Origin of the sequence: Sphingobacterium siyangense (assembly GCF_007830445.1) — a bacterium.
GTDB classification, from domain to species: Bacteria; Bacteroidota; Bacteroidia; order Sphingobacteriales; family Sphingobacteriaceae; genus Sphingobacterium; species Sphingobacterium siyangense.
In genome coordinates this window covers 60143-82083 of sequence record NZ_VLKR01000020.1, presented here as the reverse complement: position 1 = coordinate 82083, position 21941 = coordinate 60143, and the positions used below count along the sequence as shown (strand labels likewise).

Annotated in this window: 13 protein-coding genes; 4 read left to right on the top strand and 9 right to left on the bottom strand. The window is 39.9% G+C overall.

Features of this window, described 5'->3' with window-relative positions:
* Positions 1-134 precede the first annotated feature (134 nt).
* The 9 genes from IQ31_RS17470 to IQ31_RS17430 all read right to left on the bottom strand — a co-directional run bounded on the left by IQ31_RS17470 (position 135) and on the right by IQ31_RS17430 (position 14780).
* The gene (locus tag IQ31_RS17470; RefSeq protein ID WP_244294522.1) at positions 135-1928 is read right to left on the bottom strand and encodes an alpha-L-fucosidase; all 1794 of its coding nucleotides are present in this window, start codon (positions 1926-1928) and stop codon (positions 135-137) included.
* Positions 1929-2095: 167 nt separating this feature from the next.
* Entirely contained in the window at positions 2096-3949 is a 1854-nt protein-coding gene (locus tag IQ31_RS17465) for an alkaline phosphatase (RefSeq protein WP_145328908.1), read from the bottom strand.
* Entirely contained in the window at positions 3943-5457 is a 1515-nt protein-coding gene (locus IQ31_RS17460; protein ID WP_145328906.1) for a RagB/SusD family nutrient uptake outer membrane protein, read from the bottom strand. The genes IQ31_RS17465 and IQ31_RS17460 overlap by 7 nt, the downstream gene beginning before the upstream one ends.
* A gap of 180 nt (positions 5458-5637) precedes the next feature.
* Positions 5638-8985, bottom strand: a complete 3348-nt coding sequence (locus tag IQ31_RS17455) for a SusC/RagA family TonB-linked outer membrane protein (protein WP_244294521.1) — start codon at positions 8983-8985, stop codon at positions 5638-5640.
* A 67-nt stretch (positions 8986-9052) separates the two neighbouring features.
* Entirely contained in the window at positions 9053-10000 is a 948-nt protein-coding gene (locus IQ31_RS17450) for a FecR family protein (RefSeq protein ID WP_088160186.1), read from the bottom strand.
* 96 nt (positions 10001-10096) lie between these two features.
* Positions 10097-10624: an RNA polymerase sigma-70 factor gene (locus IQ31_RS17445; protein ID WP_112373850.1), complete on the bottom strand. Its 528-nt coding sequence runs from the start codon at positions 10622-10624 to the stop codon at positions 10097-10099.
* Between the two features lie 127 nt (positions 10625-10751).
* Positions 10752-12215: a hypothetical protein gene (locus IQ31_RS17440; RefSeq protein WP_145328904.1), complete on the bottom strand. Its 1464-nt coding sequence runs from the start codon at positions 12213-12215 to the stop codon at positions 10752-10754.
* A gap of 368 nt (positions 12216-12583) precedes the next feature.
* Positions 12584-13675: a DKNYY domain-containing protein gene (locus tag IQ31_RS17435; protein WP_145328902.1), complete on the bottom strand. Its 1092-nt coding sequence runs from the start codon at positions 13673-13675 to the stop codon at positions 12584-12586.
* Between the two features lie 34 nt (positions 13676-13709).
* A complete protein-coding gene (locus IQ31_RS17430) occupies positions 13710-14780 on the bottom strand; it encodes a S41 family peptidase (protein WP_145328900.1) in 1071 nt (356 codons plus the stop codon).
* A 575-nt stretch (positions 14781-15355) separates the two neighbouring features.
* Here IQ31_RS17430 and IQ31_RS17425 point away from each other — a divergent pair.
* From IQ31_RS17425 to IQ31_RS17410, 4 genes are read left to right on the top strand one after another with little or no spacing between them, the layout of a single operon-like run.
* Positions 15356-17098, top strand: a complete 1743-nt coding sequence (locus tag IQ31_RS17425; protein WP_088160190.1) for a hypothetical protein — start codon at positions 15356-15358, stop codon at positions 17096-17098.
* The gene (locus tag IQ31_RS17420) at positions 17095-20592 is read left to right on the top strand and encodes a DEAD/DEAH box helicase (protein ID WP_145328898.1); all 3498 of its coding nucleotides are present in this window, start codon (positions 17095-17097) and stop codon (positions 20590-20592) included. Before IQ31_RS17425 ends, IQ31_RS17420 begins: the two co-directional genes overlap by 4 nt.
* Positions 20593-20608: 16 nt before the next feature.
* Positions 20609-21298, top strand: a complete 690-nt coding sequence (locus IQ31_RS17415) for a hypothetical protein (protein ID WP_145328896.1) — start codon at positions 20609-20611, stop codon at positions 21296-21298.
* A complete protein-coding gene (locus IQ31_RS17410) occupies positions 21282-21935 on the top strand; it encodes a hypothetical protein (RefSeq protein WP_075991007.1) in 654 nt (217 codons plus the stop codon). Before IQ31_RS17415 ends, IQ31_RS17410 begins: the two co-directional genes overlap by 17 nt.
* The last annotated feature ends 6 nt before the right edge of the window (positions 21936-21941 follow it).

The following is a 21941-nucleotide window of genomic DNA, read 5'->3' as shown; positions in this document are numbered from 1 at the left end:
ACTTTTACCCCAAAATAATAAATAAATATTAAAATATGTAACTTTTTGTATAAATTACTAGCAAGCAGATTGTTATGTAGGCATAGTAATCTGCCTGCTGGTGTTTTACATGTTCTGTACCGAGGAACGTATGTTTAATTCTTCATTTTTTCGAGCCAAATCCAGTTAAACCAAAGTGGCTGTAGTTCTTTACTTTTAAAGGTTACGATATATTTTCCGGGCTTATCGAATTTAAATTTGCCGATGCGGTTTTCGACAAATTCTTCTGTGTAGTTGTTCCTATTGGGCTCGACCACCATTTTGTTTGTAGGAGCAAAACTTCCTTGCAACCGCTGATTGGCAGTACTGACTTCAAAAACACTGTTTTGTTTATTGGGATTATGTGCTGAAAAATCGAGTGAGTAGACGCCTGCTTCAGGGATGGTTACCTCCCAATCGATCTTCGTATCACCCGTCAGGATCGCATGCGTTGGATTTTTGCCGTTATAGCGTACAATTTTGAGTCCTTGGTTGAGGCTATTGGTTGATTTCAACGAAAAGCCACCAAAGGTTGATTCCGGGATTGTATTTTTGTCCAATTCTAGCGGGCTGTTAAAAGTCAATTTAACTTCTGAAACATAATGATCAGGTTGCGCGTCAGGTAATTGGATATGGATTAGACTGAGACTTTGATCAAATTTTAGCGCCGTAGATACACTTCCGTTCATCAGTGAAACCTGTTCTGGGGTCGATTTGATTCCTGTAATCCGAAGTGTATGATCTAAGGGCCAATTAAAGACGTGCGCATATACGACTGTTTTTTGCCCTTCTTTTTTGGTCGTGAGGTAACCCCAATCGAAATGGTTGTTTTTTAGATCAAGGCCGGTGCTGCCATAGATGCCCTCTCCATAACTGTTTAGCCAATCTCCGACTTCGTGCAGACGACTGACACTTTCGTAGGGAACTGTTCCATTGGCACGTGGCCCGATATTTAAGGTGAAGCCCCCGTTGAGACTTACATTGGAGATCAACGATTGGAAAATTTGACTGGTTGATTTCCATTCATTCTCCTGACCGTTGTAACCCCATGAATGGGCAATCGTCCCAGGGGTTTCCCATGGATGGTTAATGTAATTGCTGCCAAATTGGTTATCTCCTAATGTCTCAAAATCCACGTTCTCCGCATCTGTAGGAAGACCTAGACGTGAATTAATCAAGCAATTAGGCTGTAGTTCACGGATCAGTTTGACAACTTGCAGTAATTCTTCTTTTTTTATGATCGACTTTTGATAAGGGATCCACATGTCGAACCATATCAATGCAATGTCGCCATAGTTGGTCATCAGTTCGCGAAGTTGAGGGATAACTTTCTCCTGCCAATATTGATTGTATTGGGCATCGGTAACATGTCCCGACAGCTCCTGTTGATGATTCCAGCCGTATGGATGTTCCCAGTCAATCCAATGGGAATAGTAAAAACCTAATTTCATGCCGTGCTTTCTACAAGCCTCTGCGATATCTTTGATGACATCCCGATTGGAACCACTCAATTTTGGGAGGCTATAATCACCAACTTTTGTGTCCCAAAGGCCAACACCATCATGATGTTTGGCGGTGATGATGATATATTTCATCCCAGCCTCTTTTGCTAGAAGAACCCATTGCTCAGGATCTATTTTACTCCAGTCGAAACGTTTTGCCAAAGTACCGTACTCTTCTTTGGAAACGCGGTTGCGATATCTTAACCACTCGGCATAGTTATTCATATAACGTAAAGGTTCACCCTTCCACATGCCTTCAGCCGCACTGTATAGTCCCCAATGAATGAACATGCCAAAGCGGGCATCTTTAAACCAAGAGGCTTTTTCAGAAGTTTGTGCAAATAGTTGGGTCGAAATACTGAATAGCAATAATGACAAAATCAGTAGTCGCTTGATTGATGGTATCATAAAGGTTGTTCTGTTTTTTTGACTTACAAGATAGGCAAAAAATCGAACATCAATCCTTAAATTGGATTTTGGAGTGGTTGTAAACTATGGAATGTAGTCGGTGAAAAAGTGAAAACCCCTCGTATTTAAACTAAGGGGTTTCATGTTGTATGAAAACTTTAAAGCGATTATTTCAAGTTATAGGCTTGGATAATCTTTTTAAAAACGGCTGTATTGTTGTAAATGCCAATAAAATTTTGCGCACCTGGTCCGTAAGCAAAGACAGGTACCATAATATTGGTATGGTCATCGCTACTGAAATTGCCTCTAACAGTTCCCTTTTTATAATTGGCATCCAATAGGGAAAGTCCACCAGTTTCGTGATCTGCAGTGACAATGACTAGTGTTTCACCATCTTGGTCCGCAAATTTTAGGGCTTCCCCGACAAGCCGATCAAAGTCATGTTGCTCGGTAACAACATAGGGAAGATCGTTGGCATGGGCTCCATAGTCGATTTGTGCACCCTCGGCCATGATAAAGAAGCCATTTTTATTTTTAGACAAAAGCTGAATCGTTTTTGAGAGGGAATTTTTTAACATTTCTCCTCGTCCATCGAGGATTCTTCTTGTCGCAGAATCAGCTAGGAGCACCAACTGTTTGCCCGATGTCGCTTTTTCAAAGTCGTCTAAATTTTGCTGAAGCTGATACCCTTTTTCGGTCAGTTGCTTTATCAGCGTGTTATCCTTGTTGTTGAGGAAGCTTTCGCGACGGGATCCAACTAAGATATCCACATGGCTATTTTTGAAATCTGCCGCAATTTCCTGTGACATTGTTCGATCGATCTGATGTGCGTAAAATGCAGCCGGAGTGGCATCTGTAATATCTCCCGCACTGATGATACCACTTTTGATCCCGTGTTGAGCAAGTGTGTCGGGAATAGCGCTCAACAATTTACCGTCAGCATCCATGCCAATGTAACGGTTATTGGTTTTATGTCCAGTAGCCAAAGCTGTCCCGCCCGCAGCGGAGTCGGTAAAATCCGAATTGGATGCTTCGGTGCGCGAAAGACCAATATGTTTCATATTGATGATATTGGACTGACCAAAATTGGCACTTAAACCCGCTTGTATTTGAGCCAAGCCCATTCCATCACCAATAAGTAAAATAACGTTCTTAACCTTGCTCGTTGCACCATCATTTTTATAGGTTGGCTGATAGGGAACGTAGGCCTTTGGATTTGCGTATTCGACTTTAGCGTTGTTTAAATAGAAATTCTTAAGCGCAGTAGGATGGTCTGTATTGATCCAGTCTGCCCCCATGTGACCAAGCTCTTTCCAACTATTGGGGCTGTCTTTGGTTGCCCAGAAACGAAAGGGTTTCCCCAATTTATGCGCTTTGTCTATCACAGATTTCATCTTTTCTAGGTCGGGTGGAGTAGGTGTCCCTTTGCCATTCCAGACAGAATACTGCTTAATATCCTGACTGATCATCCCAATATGTTTGAGCTGTGCCGGCGTATAATCTTTTTCCGGCCGGCCATCAAAATAAATCATCGATGGATAATTGTCGAACTTTTCGGGCGGCGGGATTTCACCGCTGACGACAATTTTAATGGCGGAAGGATTTTTCTGCTGGTCGAATATAGATTCGTTGCCCTTCAGATCGGCCAACAATTTAGACAATACCTGTTCGTAATTTTCCTTGATATCAATCACGAGCTGTAAGGTCTGCTCAGGTTTGGCATAAGGTTTATTGCCGTTCTCCTTAAAGAAAGCAATTAAAGGGTCGATGTAAAGTTTTTTTAACGTCTTCCCTGGTTTGATTTCGCTGCTTTCATGGGCGACGTAAAGCTCTCCATTGCGATAGAAGACGTCCGCTTCGATAGAGCCCATTCCAGCATAGTAAGCCTCCAACAGCGGGATTTGCTGTTTGTAATCATTGTGGCTGTGACCTGCATTGGCAGTCAGTTTCTGTTGTGCAGAAACTGACTGAATGCTTAGGCCGGCAAAGAGCAGCCACATTAATTTATTGTTTTTTACCATCCTGCATTCTGTTTAATGACGCCGGAACTGTTGTCGATCTCGCGTTGTGGAACTGCCCAAACATCATGTACTTGCGGATTGAAATTTCTAGCCGGCCAAATTACAGCACCATCGAAATCGTGTAAAGGTTTGGCATATGTAGCTTGCGCATCACCCCATCTGACCAAATCACGGTGACGGTCTGCCCATTCACCAGCAAGCTCATTGCGGCGCTCGCGTTTTAGGTCTACAAGGGTCATTCCGCTTTTTGTTACCAAACCAGCTCGCTTTCTAATCTTATTTAATTCAGTATCACCGGCTCCAGCCCCATTTAAATTAATGGCAGCCTCAGCTTTAGTCAATAATACTTCGGCATAACGCATCAATGGTACATTGAGGTCTGTTGTTCCATTATCGCCATTTGGATTGACATGTGTTGGAATAGGGTCTTTATAAGAAAACGGCTCCATGTATTTCTTGAATTGGTAACTCGATGTAGCGCCACCATCTTTTGTAAATGCACGTTCTGCGCCAAAAAACTGGAATTTGTCCCCAGGTTTCAATATCGTCGCTTCACGGCGTAGATCTCCAGATTCAAAAGAATCATACAGTTCTTTTGTCGGTAGATAATAGCCCCAGCCATTGTAGATTCCCCAGGCCTTGTTGGTGAGCATAACTCCTGGAAGCTTACTTCCCCATCCAGTACCACCGCCATTTGGCGTACAGACCACTGACCAGATATATTCTTTGGACCAGTTGTTGGCAGCTTTAAACACATCGACAAAATTAGGCAGTAAATCATGTTTGCCCGAATTGATCACCATATCTGCATATTTGGCGGCATTTGTATAGTCCTTTTTGTAGAGATATACTTTTGATAAATAGGCCCATGCCGCAGTTTTGTGCGCTTTACCGTAATCTGAGGTATTCATGTCTGAGAAATATGGAAGGTTCTCTGCAGCTTTTAGAAATAAAGAGGCAATGTAATCATAGTTCTCGTTGACATTGTTAGCACGGGGTACGGGTACGTCAGTTTCAGGTTTAACTATCGGAATTCCAGCTTTGTCATTACCATAGTTTGCCGCCAATTGAAAATAAACCAGACCTGCATTGAAATAGGCATCGCCAATGATCTGTTTTTTTCGAGCTTCATCCATGGTTATATTGGGAACATTGATAATAATATCGTTAGCTCTTTTTATAATCGCATAACGCATGCTCCATTGAGATTCGGTATAACCACCACCGATGTAATTGCGGTTGAAATTTTTGATATTATCGGCTTCCGGTTTGTTACGCCCTGTTACCATGTCGTCACTGGCATTAATAAACCAAAACATTCCGCGGCCGTAATAATCCTCTTCATTGTATTTTTCATACATACCAGCCTCCGCTTTGATGGCATCCTGTTCGGTTTTCCAAAAATTCTGAGCGGAAGGTGAACCCTCAGGCGTTATATCCAACTGTTTGTCGCACGATGCAAAAAGTGCTGCTGCTGCTATTGCAAGGTATTTGATATTCGTTTTCATCGTTTTATTTTTTTTATGACTGATAAAACCTGGGTAAAGTCTTCCGTCTGTGAATGACAACTTTTATTTTTCGGTTTCATCATTTTTATTTTTCTCGTTTTAATAATCGATAAGATCTTAAACTAAATAATCCTTGTATGAAGTAAGCTTCGTTTAGATCCCATTGGCATTCTGCTAATATTAAAAATTGACATTTAGACCGAAGATAAAGCTGCGGGCTTGTGGGTAACGTCCGACATCAAGTCCATTGTTATCCATACCAATTTCTGGATCAAAACCAGTGTATTTTGTAAACGTAAATAAGTTGTTCGTAGTCGCATAGACTCTCACGTTTCCAAGTTTATATCTGTCAGTCAAAGATTTTGGCAGTGTATAACCTAATGTGACATTTCGGATACGAAGGAAAGAACCATCTTCGATATAGAAATCTGATGCATTAAAGTTTCCGTTAGCGTCTGAACTTGAGATAATAGGCACTTTCCCATTCGGGTTTTCTGGTGACCATGCATCTAGGATTCCTACTAATTTGTTGTATGAGGGACCGCTCGCGCTGTAGGTTGTTCTTTTGATGGCGTTAAACAATTTGTTCCCTTGTACACCTTGTGCAAAAATATTGAGATCAAAGTTTTTGTAATTCGCATTGAAGCTCAGACCGTAAGAAAAATCAGGATATGCACTACCGGCGTAATAGCGATCTTCAGGTCCGATCGAACCATTCCCATCGATGTCTACAAATTTGAAATCGCCCGCTTTTGCATTGGGTTGAATTTTTTGTCCATTGGCATTTTTGTAGTTATCAGCTTCTGCCTGACTCTGGAAGATACCATCGGTCTTTAATACGTAGTAACTGTAAAGAGGTTGGCCAACAGTAATTGTCAACGGAGCTAGCTCATTTCTAAAATTAGTACCTACTGCGATATTGTTCAATCCAGGAGCCAATTCTTGAACGTTGTTGGTTAATTTGGTTAGCGTCGCATTAATAGAGTACGAAAAATCTTTATTTTTAGCACTACTATAAGTTAGCCCTAGTTCAATACCTTTATCTTTTACTAAACCCCCGTTAATCGTTTGTGTGCTCAAACCCGCTGTTCCCGGAAGAGGTTTGGTTAAGATCATCTTATTTGTTTCTTTGACAAAATAATCCGCTACCAAGCTCAATCCATTCAAAATTCCAAGATCTAAACCTATATTGGTTTGTTTGCTTTCAGCCCATCGCATATCCATATTGGGTAACACATTCTGAGCATATCCATTTTGTAGTTTTGGATTTTCACCAAAATAGGCATCGGCACGAATAAGAAGAGGGTTAACATCCAGTGGGTTTAGGTTGGCTAGACCACCCAATTTACCGTAACTAGCTCTTAATTTAAGCTCGTTTAACCATTCTACAGATTTCAAAAAATCTTCTTTGTGTAGAGCCCATCCAGCAGATGTTGAATAATAGTACCGCGCTCTATTTTCTTTTAATGGAATTATGGATGAAGCATCTCTTCGGCCAATTAAGGATAGTAGGTATTTTTCATTGTAATTATAGTTTGCCCGTAAGAAAAGAGACGAAAGTGCTGTGGCTCCATAACCACTTTCCGACGGTTGTATTGTGTTCGCGTTATTCAGGTATCTGTATTGCTTGGATTCATCGTCAAAGCCGGTTCCCGAAGCATTCAAATAACTACTTTTGGTTTTTTGAAAACTGTAGCCTCCGGTCAAATCGAGCTGATGAACGTCAAATTTAGTTTTATAATTTAGGACCTGTTCGGCAAGGATATCATTTGCGTCACTCGCTCTTTCCACTAGACTATTGCTCAAAACGGGTTTACCTATTTCAGGGCGTTTTGGTGTAAAGCTTTTATATCTAATGTTCGATTTGGTAATGCTTAAGTTAGATCTGAATGTTAAGCCTTTTGCTAATTGGATATTGGCATATGGATTTACAACCAGGACACTGACAGGATTATTAATGTCTATGCGCATCAATTCTGCGACAGGGTTAATGATATCACCATAGTCGCCAGGGAAAGGTCCTGGCAAACCAGCAAAGCTTCCATCGGCATTGTAAGGTGTTCCATTTGTTGGATAATAAATGGCCGACAATAACGCTCCTGTGTAGTCGCTGCTCGTATTAGCGCCATTTCCATTGGTATTGCTGTAGGATAGATTTTCACCTACTTTTAACCAGGGTGTAATTTGATGTTCTGAGTTTATCCTGAAGTTGTAACGTTGTGTTTTTGTATTGAGTACAATACCTTCTGCTTTACGGTAATTGAAACTTAGGTAAAAATTAGACTTTTCATTTCCACCGTTGATAGCACCATTGTAATCTTGCAATGTCGCATTTCTAAATACTTCATCCATCCAATTGGTTTTTGTGACAAGCCCATCTGGATATTTTGTTGGATCGAAAGCTGGTAAAATGGCTGTTCCACCATTTTTTGCTGCCGTTGCTGCTACCTCAGCGCGTTGTTCCGCATTTAAAGGCTGTAATTTACGCCAAGCGCTTTGTTGGCCGATTTTGGCATCAACACTGATCTGCATCTGTCCTTTTTTCCCTTTTTTAGTGGTGATCAATACCACACCACCAGAAGCTCTCGCTCCATAGATTGCTGCCGACGCGTCTTTAAGGACCGAAATGGATTCGATATCGTTTGGATTGAGCTGTGGGGTGCCTAGGAAAATTGAACCGTCAATAACGTAGAGTACATTTTCACCATTTATACCACCGGCACCCCGAATATTAATGCGAGGAGGCGAAGTTGGATCGCCACCTTCGTTTGTCACAATGACACCAGGAGATTTTCCAGCCAATACTTCGCCAACACTGTTTACCGATCGTGAGGATAATTTATCAAGGGATACCACACCTATAGCACCCGTTAGTGTTTCTTTTTTCTGGGTTCCATAACCAACAACAACAACTTCGGATAGGGTCGAACGCTCTTCGCTTAACGTTACATTAATAATTTCATTTTCACCGATGGTAATATCTTTAGAATGGAATCCGACCATCGAAAAAGAAAGTACGGCCTGTGGTCCAGCCTCGATTCGAAATGCACCCTTTGTATCTGTTGTGGTTCCTACCTGCGTACCCACTACTTTTACAGAAACACCTACAATTGCAGCCCCTGTTGTATCTCTTACAAAACCGGTAACGATGCGGTCTGCCTTGATGTTTGCTTGCGTGTTCAGGATCACATAGTCCTCTTTTTCCACTGCATTGATTCCAAGCTTATTCAAGAGCGCGCGAACGGGTTCAGTTTTAAAGCTGCCGCTTAAGACTGTGTTCCGTTCTTGCAATAGATCGGGATTGTAAACAAAATGAAGGCCCGAAAGACTCTCGATTTTGTGGAGAATCACATCGAGTTTTTCGCCCTTGCTTATTTTGATGTTTACGCTGCTTTTGTCCAAACGTTGGGCCATGCTTGGGGAGGCCATCAATGAACTGCAGAATACTGAAGTAATCGAAAATGCGATGCAGGGATACTTCATGATCCGGTAAAAAGAGAATTCTCTCTTGAATGCAGGTGTTTTCATTTTTTTGTAATAATTAGGTAATGAATTACGCATGGTGACTAAGATGTTTTAGGTAAATTTTTAGACATTATTTGTGGATTTTAAATACTTTATCCTTTTCAATCGTACTGTACTTAAGATGATGTAGGCTGCAGATGATATCCAGTATTTCTGCTGGATTTTGTGTGCTATTGAATGTGGCTGTTGTTTTTAGAGACCTAAGCGATGTATCCTTTAAGATAATTTCAATGTTGTAGATATATTCCAGTTTTTTTGCGACCTCTTGGAGGTTTGTACCATCAAATGCTATGGCGACAGCGGTATTTTTTTCTACTACGCTACGCGAAGATTGTGCGGTTTCTTTGCTGTAACGTAAACTCTGGTTTTTGGTTAATATACCCAAGATTTTATCTTGTTGCTGTACCGCAACCTTACCGGTAGCAACAGTGACTTCGACTTGGTCGGAAGCCTGATAGGCTTTTATCCGAAAGGAGGTACCCAATACTTTAACCGCTAGCTTGGATGCAAGCTGTACCTGAAATGGGTGTTGCTCGTCGTGGGCAATATCAAAGAAAGCTTCCCCTTCAGTAAGTGCTATTTCACGGATATTTCCCCTGAATTTACTTGGATAGCTGATTTTTGAAGATGGTTCCATGATAATTTCCGAACCATCTGCCAATACAATCTTTTTATGTTCACCTGCAAGGGTTGTCGTGACGATCTGCGCAGATGGTGCGATAGGTTGATTATTTACTTTCCAATAAAGAAGTCCTATAGAAGCAATCATTAAAATAGCGGCCGCTATTTTGAATACAGGTGAATACAGCAGGGAAGGTCGTTTATTTTCCTTTTCTGAAATACCGGACTGGATATTGGCCAATAATTGTTCGCGCAGTGCTGCCTTGCGTTCCTGCGGAATTTTTTTTGATGCGTTATCCAGTTGGGCGTACCAATCTTCGACTTGTTTAATCTCGGCGGCGCTGGCCTCTCCATTTAAATATTTTTGCAGTAGCTGCTTTGCTTTTTCTTCCATCATTTGAATACATGTCACTTCAAATGGGAATTGGTACTAGTTGAAAATATTAGGAGTATATTAAATTATTGTTAACACTCAAAAAAATGTAGGAACTGCCTAAGAGAGGCTTTTTTTGAGCAGTTTCATGGCCGAGGTAATTTGATTCTTGACGGTTTGTACCGATACATTCAGCTCGCTCGCAATTTCCTTGATTGATTTTTCTTGCTTGCGGCTCATTGTGACGACCAGTCGCATACGTTCGGGAAGCTGCATCAACGCTTCTTCAACTTTTTGCTGCGCATCTTTTAGGATCAGCAGGTCGTCCGCTGAATCTGCATATTGTTGGTTCATTAAAGTCGCAAGTTCGGCTTTGTGTCCATCTTTAACTGTCGTATTCCGAAAATGGTTGATTACTTTGAATTTTACCGCCCCATGTAGATAGGCTGCAAGGCCACCAGATATGATAACCTGTTCACGGTTTTCCCACAGTGAAATGAAGATTTCCTGGGTAATGTCCTGAGCCACATTTTCGTCACCTATTTTCTTAAAAGCTGCATCAAATATGGCTTCCCAATACAGATTAAAAATCTGTTCCATGGCAAAGTGGTCACCTTGCTTTAATGATGCTATCAATAATTCGCTCACAAGATCAGTTTTAATTGGACAAAGCTAATAACTCAGTATTCCTTTAAGGTTAATAAATCTTAAAGAGTATATTTTGTCTGTTATAAATTAATCTTTGGAATTTCAGCTGAAATTGAGCGGTATATTTTTATTCTTTATACTCCTCGCCCGTAGCAATGTCAATAAAATAGCCATCGTCCTGATTCTGCTCATTTTTATGTTGTACCCAACCGTTGGGATTGATGGTTATGTAGCTTTTGTTGCCGATTCGTTGTTTTGTCTTATTGTTGTATAAAGTATAGCGACCATCTTTATGTTCCTGTAATGCGAAGATTTGTCGTTTACCATCTAAGGTTTCAATATGTTCGAAATCGGGGTTTATATCCCAAGTCTTTGCACTTGAATTCCATAGGCCTTTTGTAGGTTGCAGATCACCTCGTTTTACATCAATTAAATAAAGATCTTCTGATGAATCGATGTATTTTATTTTTCCGGTCTTCCAATTCTTTTCCATGGCATTCGAGGTGAGTAACATGTGTTTGTCTGGCCAGACCAAATTACCCACTTGATCCAGGATATAGAAATTCGGGGCTTTGATGGTGTCCAATAAGTTGCCATCTTTATCTATATATAACCAATCATAAGCCCAGATCGCATGATCGTAGTTAAATCTGCCCAGAATAAAATAGGGCGAATTAGTCACCGAATAAACTAAGGATATTTCTTTTAGAAAGGCAATCTGTGTCGCATTGGCTTGTCTAATTTGTTTTGGAAAAGCTTTGTCGTATTGTGGAAAGGCATATATAGTCCCTGTATTATTGTCCTTTAGTAGTTTGGGGATTGTTGGGCTGTAGCGCTCCTGATTGATGGAATCGAGCTGTATGACCTCATTTTTCCAAAGAAGGTCTATTTTGTCAATGCCTGTCAAAGCGGATAAAACCGGTTTTTTGCTTTTGATATCAAGGATGGCAAAACTGTTTGTTGATGCTGGAATATAACGTCCGTTTTCCAAGGGCATTTCAATGTGTTCTTCTATTTTCTTAAGTTTTTGATCTTTTAGCAGATACAGGTTTCCATTGAGGATCAGGTGCTTATCGTCTAAGGGGTAAGTTGCAAGGTTATACTCGTTCTCATCGTAAGGAATATCTTTTTTCAACAGGACCTGATTGCTTTCCAATACCCGTATTTCGAGCTTAACATAAGTAGCTGTTTTCTTGATATAACTGCTTAGGATATTCCAGTCCCATTTCCAGAAGGGTAATTTCTTTTCATATTCCTGGCGTTTCATTACAAGAGTCAGCTGTTTGAGGTCTAAGAGCTGTAAATCTGCGTCGGAATAATGTTCGATAAATTCACCTTTACTGGTAATGATCCCCGTTTGATCCTTTTCATTGGCTACCAGTGCATATCCTGTGGACGTGAAAGGCTGAGCCCAATGGAACTCTTGGGATAGCTTCTTATGGAATGCACTGTCGACATAGACAAACTGCTTGTTTTTGGTTTGATAGGGAATCCATTTAACCCGGTCATTTTTTGTGATTATGGCGGATTCCTGTGCACATGCTGTGATACATAGCATAGCTGTTATACTTAGTAATACTGATTTGATCATCCTTTTTTTCTATAAATTGAACCTGTTTGTTTGCAACTCGCATGTTATTGCAATTGCTCTCGTTGATCGAGGCCGAATGCGAATCGTACACGCTCTGAAACGCGTTGGTTTCGAAGCTAAAGTAGTGGAAAACAAGCTTTGGAAAAATAGCCGATTTCAGTGATTATCTTGGCGGCAATCAGGAGAGATTTAGTGTAATGAAAGTGAAATGGAATACCGTATATTGTAAGTTATAGCCTGTTGGCGTGTAATATTAACCGTTGATTGGACAGATGATATCGGGAAGGAGCAGCGCTAATTTTGGGGTTGAGCCGATTAAATTGGTTAATCGGCTCAAATTTCGCTTATTGTTGAGCCAATTAGTGTGATCACTTTTTAGTAACCGGAACCAAAATAACCTCCCCTTTGTTGGTTTGGTACCAGTATTTGTTGCCCAGGTCATCTTCGAAATCATGGTTTACTCGCGACTTATCAACCTTTCTGAAGCTTTTTACATCAGGGCCATTGAATATTTTATTTCCAATGAAAATGTGGTTCGCATCTTTCGCTACAGCGAACTTGAGAACCTCGAAGGTTTTCGGATCTGCTTCGGCAAATAATTGTTGCTCGTAATAGACATGATTTTTGTCGCGCGACCACAGGACTTTTCCATTTGCCCCTTCCAATAGCTCGAAACTTTCGGCATCGACCGCTGCATATTCAAATTGCTTACCCGAGATAATCACCAATTGGTCAATGATTACTGTCTTATCATTAAGGAATTTTATGTTGTTTGATGAAGGAAGTTCGATCTCCAGTATACCGATGTTTTGATAAGGCTCGTAGTAGAGCAGTATTCGGTCATTCAGTAGTAGATAGGCTATATTGAGAGCCTTAACGTTCTCTGTTTTATAGTGGAGCGGAAGAATCGCTTTGTCTGTTACTACGAAAAGCTGATTTTTATCTTTTACGAAATTACTGTTAACTACGTTGAATGACGCATAGTCGACGTTCAGCGGTTGATACCTATAAAAGTAATGTGCTTTATCTTTAGCTAGTGCTGGAAGTTGATGATATAACGTTGTATAAGTTGCGGGATCGGCACCTTCGATAATGGTGAGCTGGTTTTGATTGCACGATGAAGTAGCCGAAGCAAAACCTTCAAACTTGAATACATGCGCCTGATCGATTGGAATGTTGTTTTTCAGTTGAAAGGTCTTTACATCGACCAGCTCTTGCGGGCATCCCATAAAATAGACGTGATCTTTATCGCGGGCATAGACCTCTTTGATCACAGCAAAACTTGCCAGATCGGTAACCATCTTTCTCGAACCTCGTTCAAAACCGTTTCCGCCCGGTATAAAATAAATCGCACCGCTCTTTTTGTAGTAATCTTCAGACAAAGGACTCACTTGCTCTTTGCAGGAAAAGAGCAGGCCTATCAAAGCACTTATTATACCCATTTTTAAGATATTTTTCATACTCGCCAACGTTATACTTTATCGCAATTATTGATTATTCATTGATGTAACGCACCGCAAAATCGATCCAGTCTGAAATGGATTCATCCAGATAGATATCGGGCTGTATACCTATATTGTCAATCGGATATTGCGGTAAACGGGTAGATCGGTAGGTTGGCAAAAGGAGCTGGTAGTTGTCGCAACCAAATTTGAACTCACGTATAGAGCCATAGTCAAGGGCACCCATACTCGGGGTTCCCATGATTTTTACTTTTTTGCTCTGGCGGGAACTGAATAAAAAATTCTCCGCTGAACTGGCTACATTTCTATTGGCTAGGATAATGACCTGTTGCGGACTCTTTTTATTAAGGACAATCGTATCTATGATCACCTTCTTGTCACCATACAGTACAAATTTTCCGATATTCTCCCTGTATTCCCGCAGATCTTCGTCAATTCTTTTTACTTCATTCAGAGAATCCTGCTTGATATTTTTGATGGCATAATCACGCAACCCATTGACTAAGGTCTGTGTCGCAAAAAACTCAACACTCATAATCCGGATCGGGTTAGTTAAGATATAGGGCAACAGGGGCTGGTATACATCGTCCGTTCCACCACCGTTGTTTCGTACATCTATAATAAGTCCTTTACTGCTTTCGATCTTTTCTTTGTTTTTTTCGATCAGCTCTTTGAAAGGGGCTATGTTTTCATACCCGAAGCTTGAGATCTTAATATAAAATATATCGGGACTGATCGATTTTGAACTTATTTCCTCTTCTGGTTCTGCTTTTGGGTTTTCGGTACTTGTCTGTGGAGCATTTTTCTTTTTGGAAAGATCATCTAAGACAATGTGTTCATCCTGGAAGAAGTCAAGATATTCCTGCAAAAGTCGCATACAGCTCCCATTTGAAACCAGCAAGCTTTTCTTCGTCAATATATTTTTTTTAGCTTGATACAGGTCCTTATTCTGCTTGGTTTTTTCTGGAAAACCAGGGTACTCGCTCTCTATTTTTACAATTAATTGCTTAAGTGCCTGTGAGCAGTTGCAGGTGGTTTGACCATATATTGGTCGAACAAAGAAAACAAGACAAAAGATGAGGAATAATTTGGTATTGGTCATGGATATCGTTGTTAAAATTAATGCAATTAAAGAAATAGCGTATTTTCTGATAGCTTAATAATTGAATAGCCTAAAAATAGTAGAAATATATAATTGATTCGTGAGTTGTTTACAATTCGCAGCATATATTTATAATGTGTAAAAGCTGGAAATAAATGGTCGTGTGTCTATGTACAGGCCGGTATCCTTTATTTAAAACTTTAATGATAAATAATATTTTGATTTGGTTTTGTTTATTTATATATTTGTATATATAAACTATATTAATGTATTCTATTTTGTTTTTCTTTTAATGGGAAAACAAAGTGTTTGCTCTGTCTATATTGCCAGCGACGGTGAAACACTTTTTCGCTAAATGAATGATTTGAATACATGTTGATTTAAATGCTGGTATTTCCTGAAAAGCCAAGGGGCGAACGTCTATATGTAGTAATGTGTTAACCCCTCTTTAGTCTCCTTGGTTGTAATACTGTTTTTTTACAATAAAGTATTGATTATTTGCAATAATGATCTGTAACAGTCTGATCTGTTGGGGTAATTTATTGTGCCAAATTTTTAATCTTAAATCATTTAGTATGGAAATTAATAGCCAATTAATTATCGATAGGCTTTCTCAGCGTATGGATCTCGATCGTGCCTATCTTTTTAAATATCAGTTTCTCGGGCAGGATCATTATCATTTGCTTCTTGCGCTCAAGCATGTGAGCGGGCTTTCACCGAAGGTATTAAAACCTATTGTGGAATTATGTTTAATGGACCAGAAGAATATTTCCTTTGAGCTGGTGCCAATTGCTGAAATGCTCAGTAAAGTCAAAGTGGGCAGCCTGTATTATTCCTATGCCTCCCTACCCGAAAATACCATATATCAGGCTAGTAGCAAAAAGAACCCACCCCTTCAAGCGAAAGAACTAAAAAGTGTCCTAGAAATAGCTGATGAATATTACCAGAAGCTCTTGCCTATTTCAGCGGGATTCCTACAGGGGGCTGAAACATTTGGTCAGCAGGGGAACTATCAAAGGGCTGTATTTATGTTACATCAAAGTATGGAAAATCATTTGCGTTTTTTACAGCTAATGATTGACGGAAAAGCCAATAATGTACATCATGTTAATAACAGAATTAAAAGCCTCAATGAACATTTTTCCATGTTAAGGGAGTCCATTGTCGGAAAGGATGAGGAAGAAAAGAAACGTTTTAGATTATTGGACAGCGCCTTTGATGCGGTGAAACAAAACAAGGATCTCGAAATCTCCGCCTTTGACGCCTCCTGGCTTTATGAGCATTGCAAGTTTGTTCTTTATACGATTGAACAGCTGTACCTGAGTTTTATGGAAGGCCTTAAAGCGGGCCATGAAAAATTGTTGGCAATAGCGGAACAAAAAGTCGCGAATAAAAACGTCGAAGTTGCAGTAGGTAATCTGGCGGCGAAGGACGCTGCATTATCGAATGCTACGGCCTCGCAGTTTCATGCATTTCCTTGGCCGGAGCGGTATGAGACAGATATACTTCATGTGCTGGCTCAGATTCGTCAGGAGAATAATCCCGAACAAATGATGCTGCTCAATTATTACGTCAGCGATGCGCATGGGAAAGGACTTTTTCATTTTCCACCGCAGGAAAATGAAAAGGCAGAAATCTACCTTGCAGTAATAAAAAAGAAAATAGGTCACTGTCATTTTCGAAAAATCGTTTATGGTGGAGTTACTGCAATTGTAGCTTTTATGAGTACAGATTTCCTGGCAACAAAACTGGATCTGGGCAGCCGTTTCTCCCATACCATCTGGAATGAATCTGTTGTTGTTTACCGTCGTCCGAGTTATAAACCGACGTATTCCGTTTCTCCGATCAATTGGCATGATACATTGTTTAAGACATCCATTTCATGGACACGCAATTCAAAACTCATGCAGGATCTGCTAGGTGTATTTGCTTTTGAAGGACTTGCTAGTCCACAATTGGCTGTATTATTTTTAAATCAATTGACTTCAATTGGACTATACAGTTATCTCTACCTACGGATCGGTTATGCCCCAATGAATGTGACGATAGCCGATCTGGTGGACTGGACCTGTATCTGTGATAAAAAGGTTAAGGAGTTTTTTACCGCCAGAGGTGATGTAGAAGAAATATTGAATGCAGAGTTATTAAAACAGATGAAAGGGCGGGTCTATGAGCTTCCTTCACAATTAGCTCAGCTTGATATGGACTACTTTAGGTCAAAAGCGAGAGAAATTACAGATTTCTTTGTCGATTTGTGCGACCGAAGTATAAAATATATGGAAGTGAAATCTGAAGGTAAATTAAACGAAGTGATATGATGGGAATTGGCTTTAACTGCATTACGACGGATGCTAAGATCCGTTCAGCCGAAAAAATACTTCCAAAAAGAAATTCTAGTGAACCTCTTGTAATTCCTTGGGAAGATGGATTTATAGGGAGAATGACTCCGCGCTACCTGAGCAAATATTATGCTGATGATGAGATTCCATTTATGGAACGAGAGAATATTGTTATTCAGGTCCGACCGTATCCACCAAAATATGAACTTAAGTTAAAAAAGTTCTCGGGTACTACGGTTAAAGTCGAACTGACTACGGAACACCTCGGCATTAATTGTTCTTGTAGCGACGATGTAACAGGGCTTTGCGTACACGAAGCAACCCTGTTATCGAATAAATTACTGGATAGTTGCCCCAATTATTTAAAGGGCCTATATCGGGCTGAAATCAATAATTTGCCACTATGGAAGAAAAAAATCGTGCCATTTAAGGTCTGTGAGAACTATTCTTATGCGGAGTTAACTGTAGAAATGAATAATGAATATGGACGATTTTATCGTTTAGCTCCTAATGATTATGAGAGTGGACTTCGTCTGCCTGCACGTAACTTGGAAGGATATCTCGATTTACAGCGAAACGATGAAGTATGTTTTTTTGTTACAATAAATTTTTCCGCTTTTGGTCTGCCTGTTTTTTTCCCTTTTCATTATAAATTTAAACGCTCTCGTTCCTTTTCGCACTCTTATCTATTGGACGAAAGTAACTTGAAGATGTCTTTAAATTCTTATGATCAGTATCTGGAATTGTTCAGTCGTCGATTTGCCGCCCTCCTTAATGAAGATAAAATACTTCGGGAAGAGAAGAAGGATCTAATCAGTGAAGATATCAACTACTTCGAGCGGAAACAATGGGAAATTATACAGGTATGGCGTGATTTACTGGAGGATCCTCCGTTTCCAGTTAAATTACGTTTTGCCGAAACATTTAAACGCTATCGATTTGCACATCAGATTAATTTGAAAAATTCGAGAGTGCTGGGTGCTGCTACATTAAATAAAGCACAGGGGGATTTGCAGCTCAAAGTCGAAATTGATGATCAGGATCAATATCTGAAAATGCGAATTTGTCTCTATTACAGAAACCAGCTAATAGATTGTCCTGAGTTTTTGGGGGATGAAAATTGTTTCTTTCTGAAAATATCTAACGAGGAAATTTTATTTATTGATAACCTGACCCAGGTTGGAGTATTGCAAAAGTTTAGACAATGGAAATATAGATTGACTGTCTTTAAAGAGAATTATCATACCTTCTTGAACGATTATCTGATACCCCTATCAAAAATAGCGGAGCTTGTCATCTTAAATAGGGTAGGGGAAAATATGACAATTCCTCAAGTCTTTAAGCCGTTTAAAAAAATAGCTACTATTTCTGTAATTGACCAATTCCTTTGTATAGCGGCTTTTGCCGAATATGAGAAAGAGGGTAGGTTTTTGTTAAACTCCAGTAGCAATTTGATTTTAGGGGAGAGACAGAATCAATTGGCATATTTTGAAAGGGATAAGCTCGAAGAACAGGTTTTTCAGGAATTTGTTAAAACACAACATCCGATTCTTAAGGAGACAGCATTAGAAAATAACTGGTTGATTCCTTTGAAAGAAATTGAAAATACCACTTGGCTATTTGATTTCATGGAAAGCTGCTCTCTCAATGAAATTTCGTTAGAAATTGACCATCTTCAGCAAGGTAGCGCATACTATCCTTTCCCTCTAAATTGTACTGTACGTAATATCCGTCTGGAAAATAACCTATGTTCAATTCTACTGGGGCCGAAATTTGGAAGACACACAATTTCAATGGATGAATTTGAGGATTTGATTATGGGAACAGATAAAGTTTTTACTCTTACTGAAGGGGCTTTTGGCATTATACGCCGCGCTGACCGAGAAATCTTCAGGCCATTGTTTTTAGGAGGAAGAAGAGAAGAAGATTGTTTTGTCTTAAATACAATTCAACTTGTGTCTATGCAGAAGGTTTTGGATAAAATAGATAAAAAAATTATTCAGGACAGTATTCGGGAACGTCGTGAAAAACTCGCAGCTTTGGATGAAATCCCTCTTTTGGAAATCCCTAGAAGCTTAAAAGCGCAATTACGACCTTATCAGCAGGTAGGTTTCAGCTGGCTCACTTTTTTGAATGAATTTCAGTGGGGCGGCCTTTTGGCTGATGATATGGGTTTAGGGAAAACATTGCAGATTATAACAGTGCTGGAATACTTTTATCAACAGCATTCTACAGGAAAATCTGCTTTAGTGGTTGTCCCGAACTCTCTTTTGTTCAATTGGGAAAATGAATATAAAAAGTTCGCCCCCTATCGAAAAATAGAAATCTATCATGGGAAACACCGGGAAGCATTTATTTTTGAAGAGGAAGGCACTGTAGTTCTTACGACATATGGAACGATGTTGACTGATGCGGCGTATTTAACCAGTTTAGACTTTAGCTATCTGATTATGGACGAATCCCAAGCCGTCAAGAACCGTAATTCGAAGCGTTTTGAGGTGCTGTCAATGGTTAAGGCCGATTACCGTGTAGCGATGACAGGAACGCCAGTTGAAAACGGTATACAAGATATTTATGCGCAAATGTCTTTAGTTAATCCTGGTTTCTTTGGAGATTATCGAAATTTTAATAAGGCATATAAGGGTGTCAAAGAGGTAGATATGGTTCAAGAGACGACTTCTAGCCTCCAAAAGATGATCCAACCTTTTATTCTTCGGCGTACAAAAAAACAGGTTGCTTTGGACCTTCCTGAAAAGACCGAAACAATTCTCTATATGGATATGCTTCCAGAGCAAAGGAAAATATACGATAAGGTCAGAAAAATATTCAAGGGAGAGATTGAAAATAATCTGAATAGCGCTGATTCCACGAAATCCAAATTTTTAGCGATCGAGGCGCTGCAAAAACTACGGCAGCTTTGCAACTCCCCCATTCTGATGAAAGATGGCGGCTTCGGTCATGAATCTATTAAATTGGATTTTATTGATGAGATCATGGATGAAGTAGCTCCAAATCATAAGATTCTTCTCTTTTCGGCGTATACTTCCATGCTTAAGCTGGTGGCTCAACGAATCGAAAATAAGGGAATAGCTTATGTCTACCTTGATGGTAAGATGAATCAAGATCAGCGGCAAAATGCGGTCGAAAGATTTCAGAACGAGGACGAATGCCGTGTGTTTCTCATTAGCCTTAAAGCGGGAGGAACCGGCTTAAATCTAACGGCTGCCGACTATGTCTATATTTTGGATCCCTGGTGGAATCCTGCTGCCGAAGCACAGGCGATAGATCGTTGTTATCGAATAGGGCAAGAAAAGCATGTGATGGCTTATAAGATTGTTTGTCGGGATTCCGTTGAGGAGCACATCTTAGCCCTTCAAGAAAGTAAAAAACGAATATCCGAAGGACTGATTTTAGATGAGGCTAATCTAATGAAATCGATCAGTAAAGATGAGCTGCTTAAATTATTTGAATAACCAATTGTACACTATAATGATCAAAAAAGTATCTCCACAAAAAGCATCCTATGGGGGAATGATGTTTTCGCACGATTTTCAACTATGGTACACCTATCTAAAACGGAGAATAGAAAAGGGCTGGAGACCTGAAGAACTGTCGTTCTTGGTTGGTAGACCTGATCATGCATATTTAGACTTTGAAAAAATGTATCAGGTACGAAGTTTTTTGACCCAGGAATCGATCTTGCTGGATCGAATATACATGAGCTCATGCATTGAACCGATGGAATTCAATCGCGAAAGATATGAAGTTACCGAAGAACGTCTCGTCCGTCTTCATATTGAAGAGGACGAGGTCAGGTGGCATTATTCTATCGAAATTCCTTGGCGGTTTGTCTCGCAAAAAAAGTCTTCAATTGCATTGCAATTTGAGGAATGGAAAGCTGAAAAAGATGTCCAGCTTGAATCGGATGCGATGTTACATGTGCGCCAAAAGATTGAAGGGCTATTGGATCTGGAGTTCTTTGGGCATGGTGCAGCTCCTTGGCAACTGTTTCGGAAAGTTAAGGAAACGGGACAGGTTCATCTCCAGATTTATCCAAGGCATTTGAAAAATGTGCTGTATGGACTCATTCAGCAAAACAGGTTGGTCGTCAGAAATGTGGAAGGAAGGTATTCTTTTTATCCTGTTGATAGAAAGGAGGAGCATGCAAAATTTAATTAATGATATTGGCAGAGAGAGATTTCGCGCAGAATTTTCCATGTACTATGCGGGTATTATTTATCTCCTGATATTAAATCGGATCAGCTGCGGTTTTACCCGTGAAGAAATGGCTTTCTTAATGGGACAAGAGCAAACCTATGTTAAGGAAATGGAAGAACTTAAAATCCCAGCCGGAAATCTTGAAGTTATGGTGCATCTCAGTTGGGTATTTAATCGTAGGGGTATAGATATCAGTAGATTTGACAATAAATCTAGCTATCAGTTTGAGTTGACGATTTGGGAAGAAAAGGCTATTCGATATTATCAAATGGAATATTTTATCAATTCCGTTGAAACTATGACTTTTTTTCAATTAATGGAGGAAATCAGGGTAGAAGATTCAGCCCAAGCTGAACAGTTCGCATGCGATTGCATGGTAGTGGAAATCGTTTTGGGTAAGCTTATCGAGATGGATTATTTTAAGAAATATAGAACACCGCTTGAACTATGGCGTTATGCGGAAAAGTATCTGGGAGAAAAAATTTGCATAAAAAGCTTGATGCATGAAATTGGCGTGTTCGTAGGAAAGAAAGGGAGTGCACCGCTGCGGAAAACTAAAGCCAAGAGTTTTGGCTTCCGCTATATCGCACATAAATAAAAAATA

Bases quoted from the DNA above. Each gene is read 5' to 3' on its own strand.
- IQ31_RS17470 (WP_244294522.1), bottom strand. From the start codon at position 1,928: ATGATACCATCAATCAAGCGACTACTGATTTTGTCATTATTGCTATTC.
- IQ31_RS17465 (WP_145328908.1), bottom strand. From the start codon at position 3,949: ATGGTAAAAAACAATAAATTAATGTGGCTGCTCTTTGCCGGCCTAAGC.
- IQ31_RS17460 (WP_145328906.1), bottom strand. From the start codon at position 5,457: ATGAAAACGAATATCAAATACCTTGCAATAGCAGCAGCAGCACTTTTT.
- IQ31_RS17455 (WP_244294521.1), bottom strand. From the start codon at position 8,985: ATGAAAACACCTGCATTCAAGAGAGAATTCTCTTTTTACCGGATCATG.
- IQ31_RS17450 (WP_088160186.1), bottom strand. From the start codon at position 10,000: ATGATGGAAGAAAAAGCAAAGCAGCTACTGCAAAAATATTTAAATGGA.
- IQ31_RS17440 (WP_145328904.1), bottom strand. From the start codon at position 12,215: ATGATCAAATCAGTATTACTAAGTATAACAGCTATGCTATGTATCACA.
- IQ31_RS17435 (WP_145328902.1), bottom strand. From the start codon at position 13,675: ATGAAAAATATCTTAAAAATGGGTATAATAAGTGCTTTGATAGGCCTG.
- IQ31_RS17430 (WP_145328900.1), bottom strand. From the start codon at position 14,780: ATGACCAATACCAAATTATTCCTCATCTTTTGTCTTGTTTTCTTTGTT.
- IQ31_RS17425 (WP_088160190.1), top strand. From the start codon at position 15,356: ATGGAAATTAATAGCCAATTAATTATCGATAGGCTTTCTCAGCGTATG.
- IQ31_RS17420 (WP_145328898.1), top strand. From the start codon at position 17,095: ATGATGGGAATTGGCTTTAACTGCATTACGACGGATGCTAAGATCCGT.
- IQ31_RS17415 (WP_145328896.1), top strand. From the start codon at position 20,609: ATGATCAAAAAAGTATCTCCACAAAAAGCATCCTATGGGGGAATGATG.
- IQ31_RS17410 (WP_075991007.1), top strand. From the start codon at position 21,282: ATGCAAAATTTAATTAATGATATTGGCAGAGAGAGATTTCGCGCAGAA.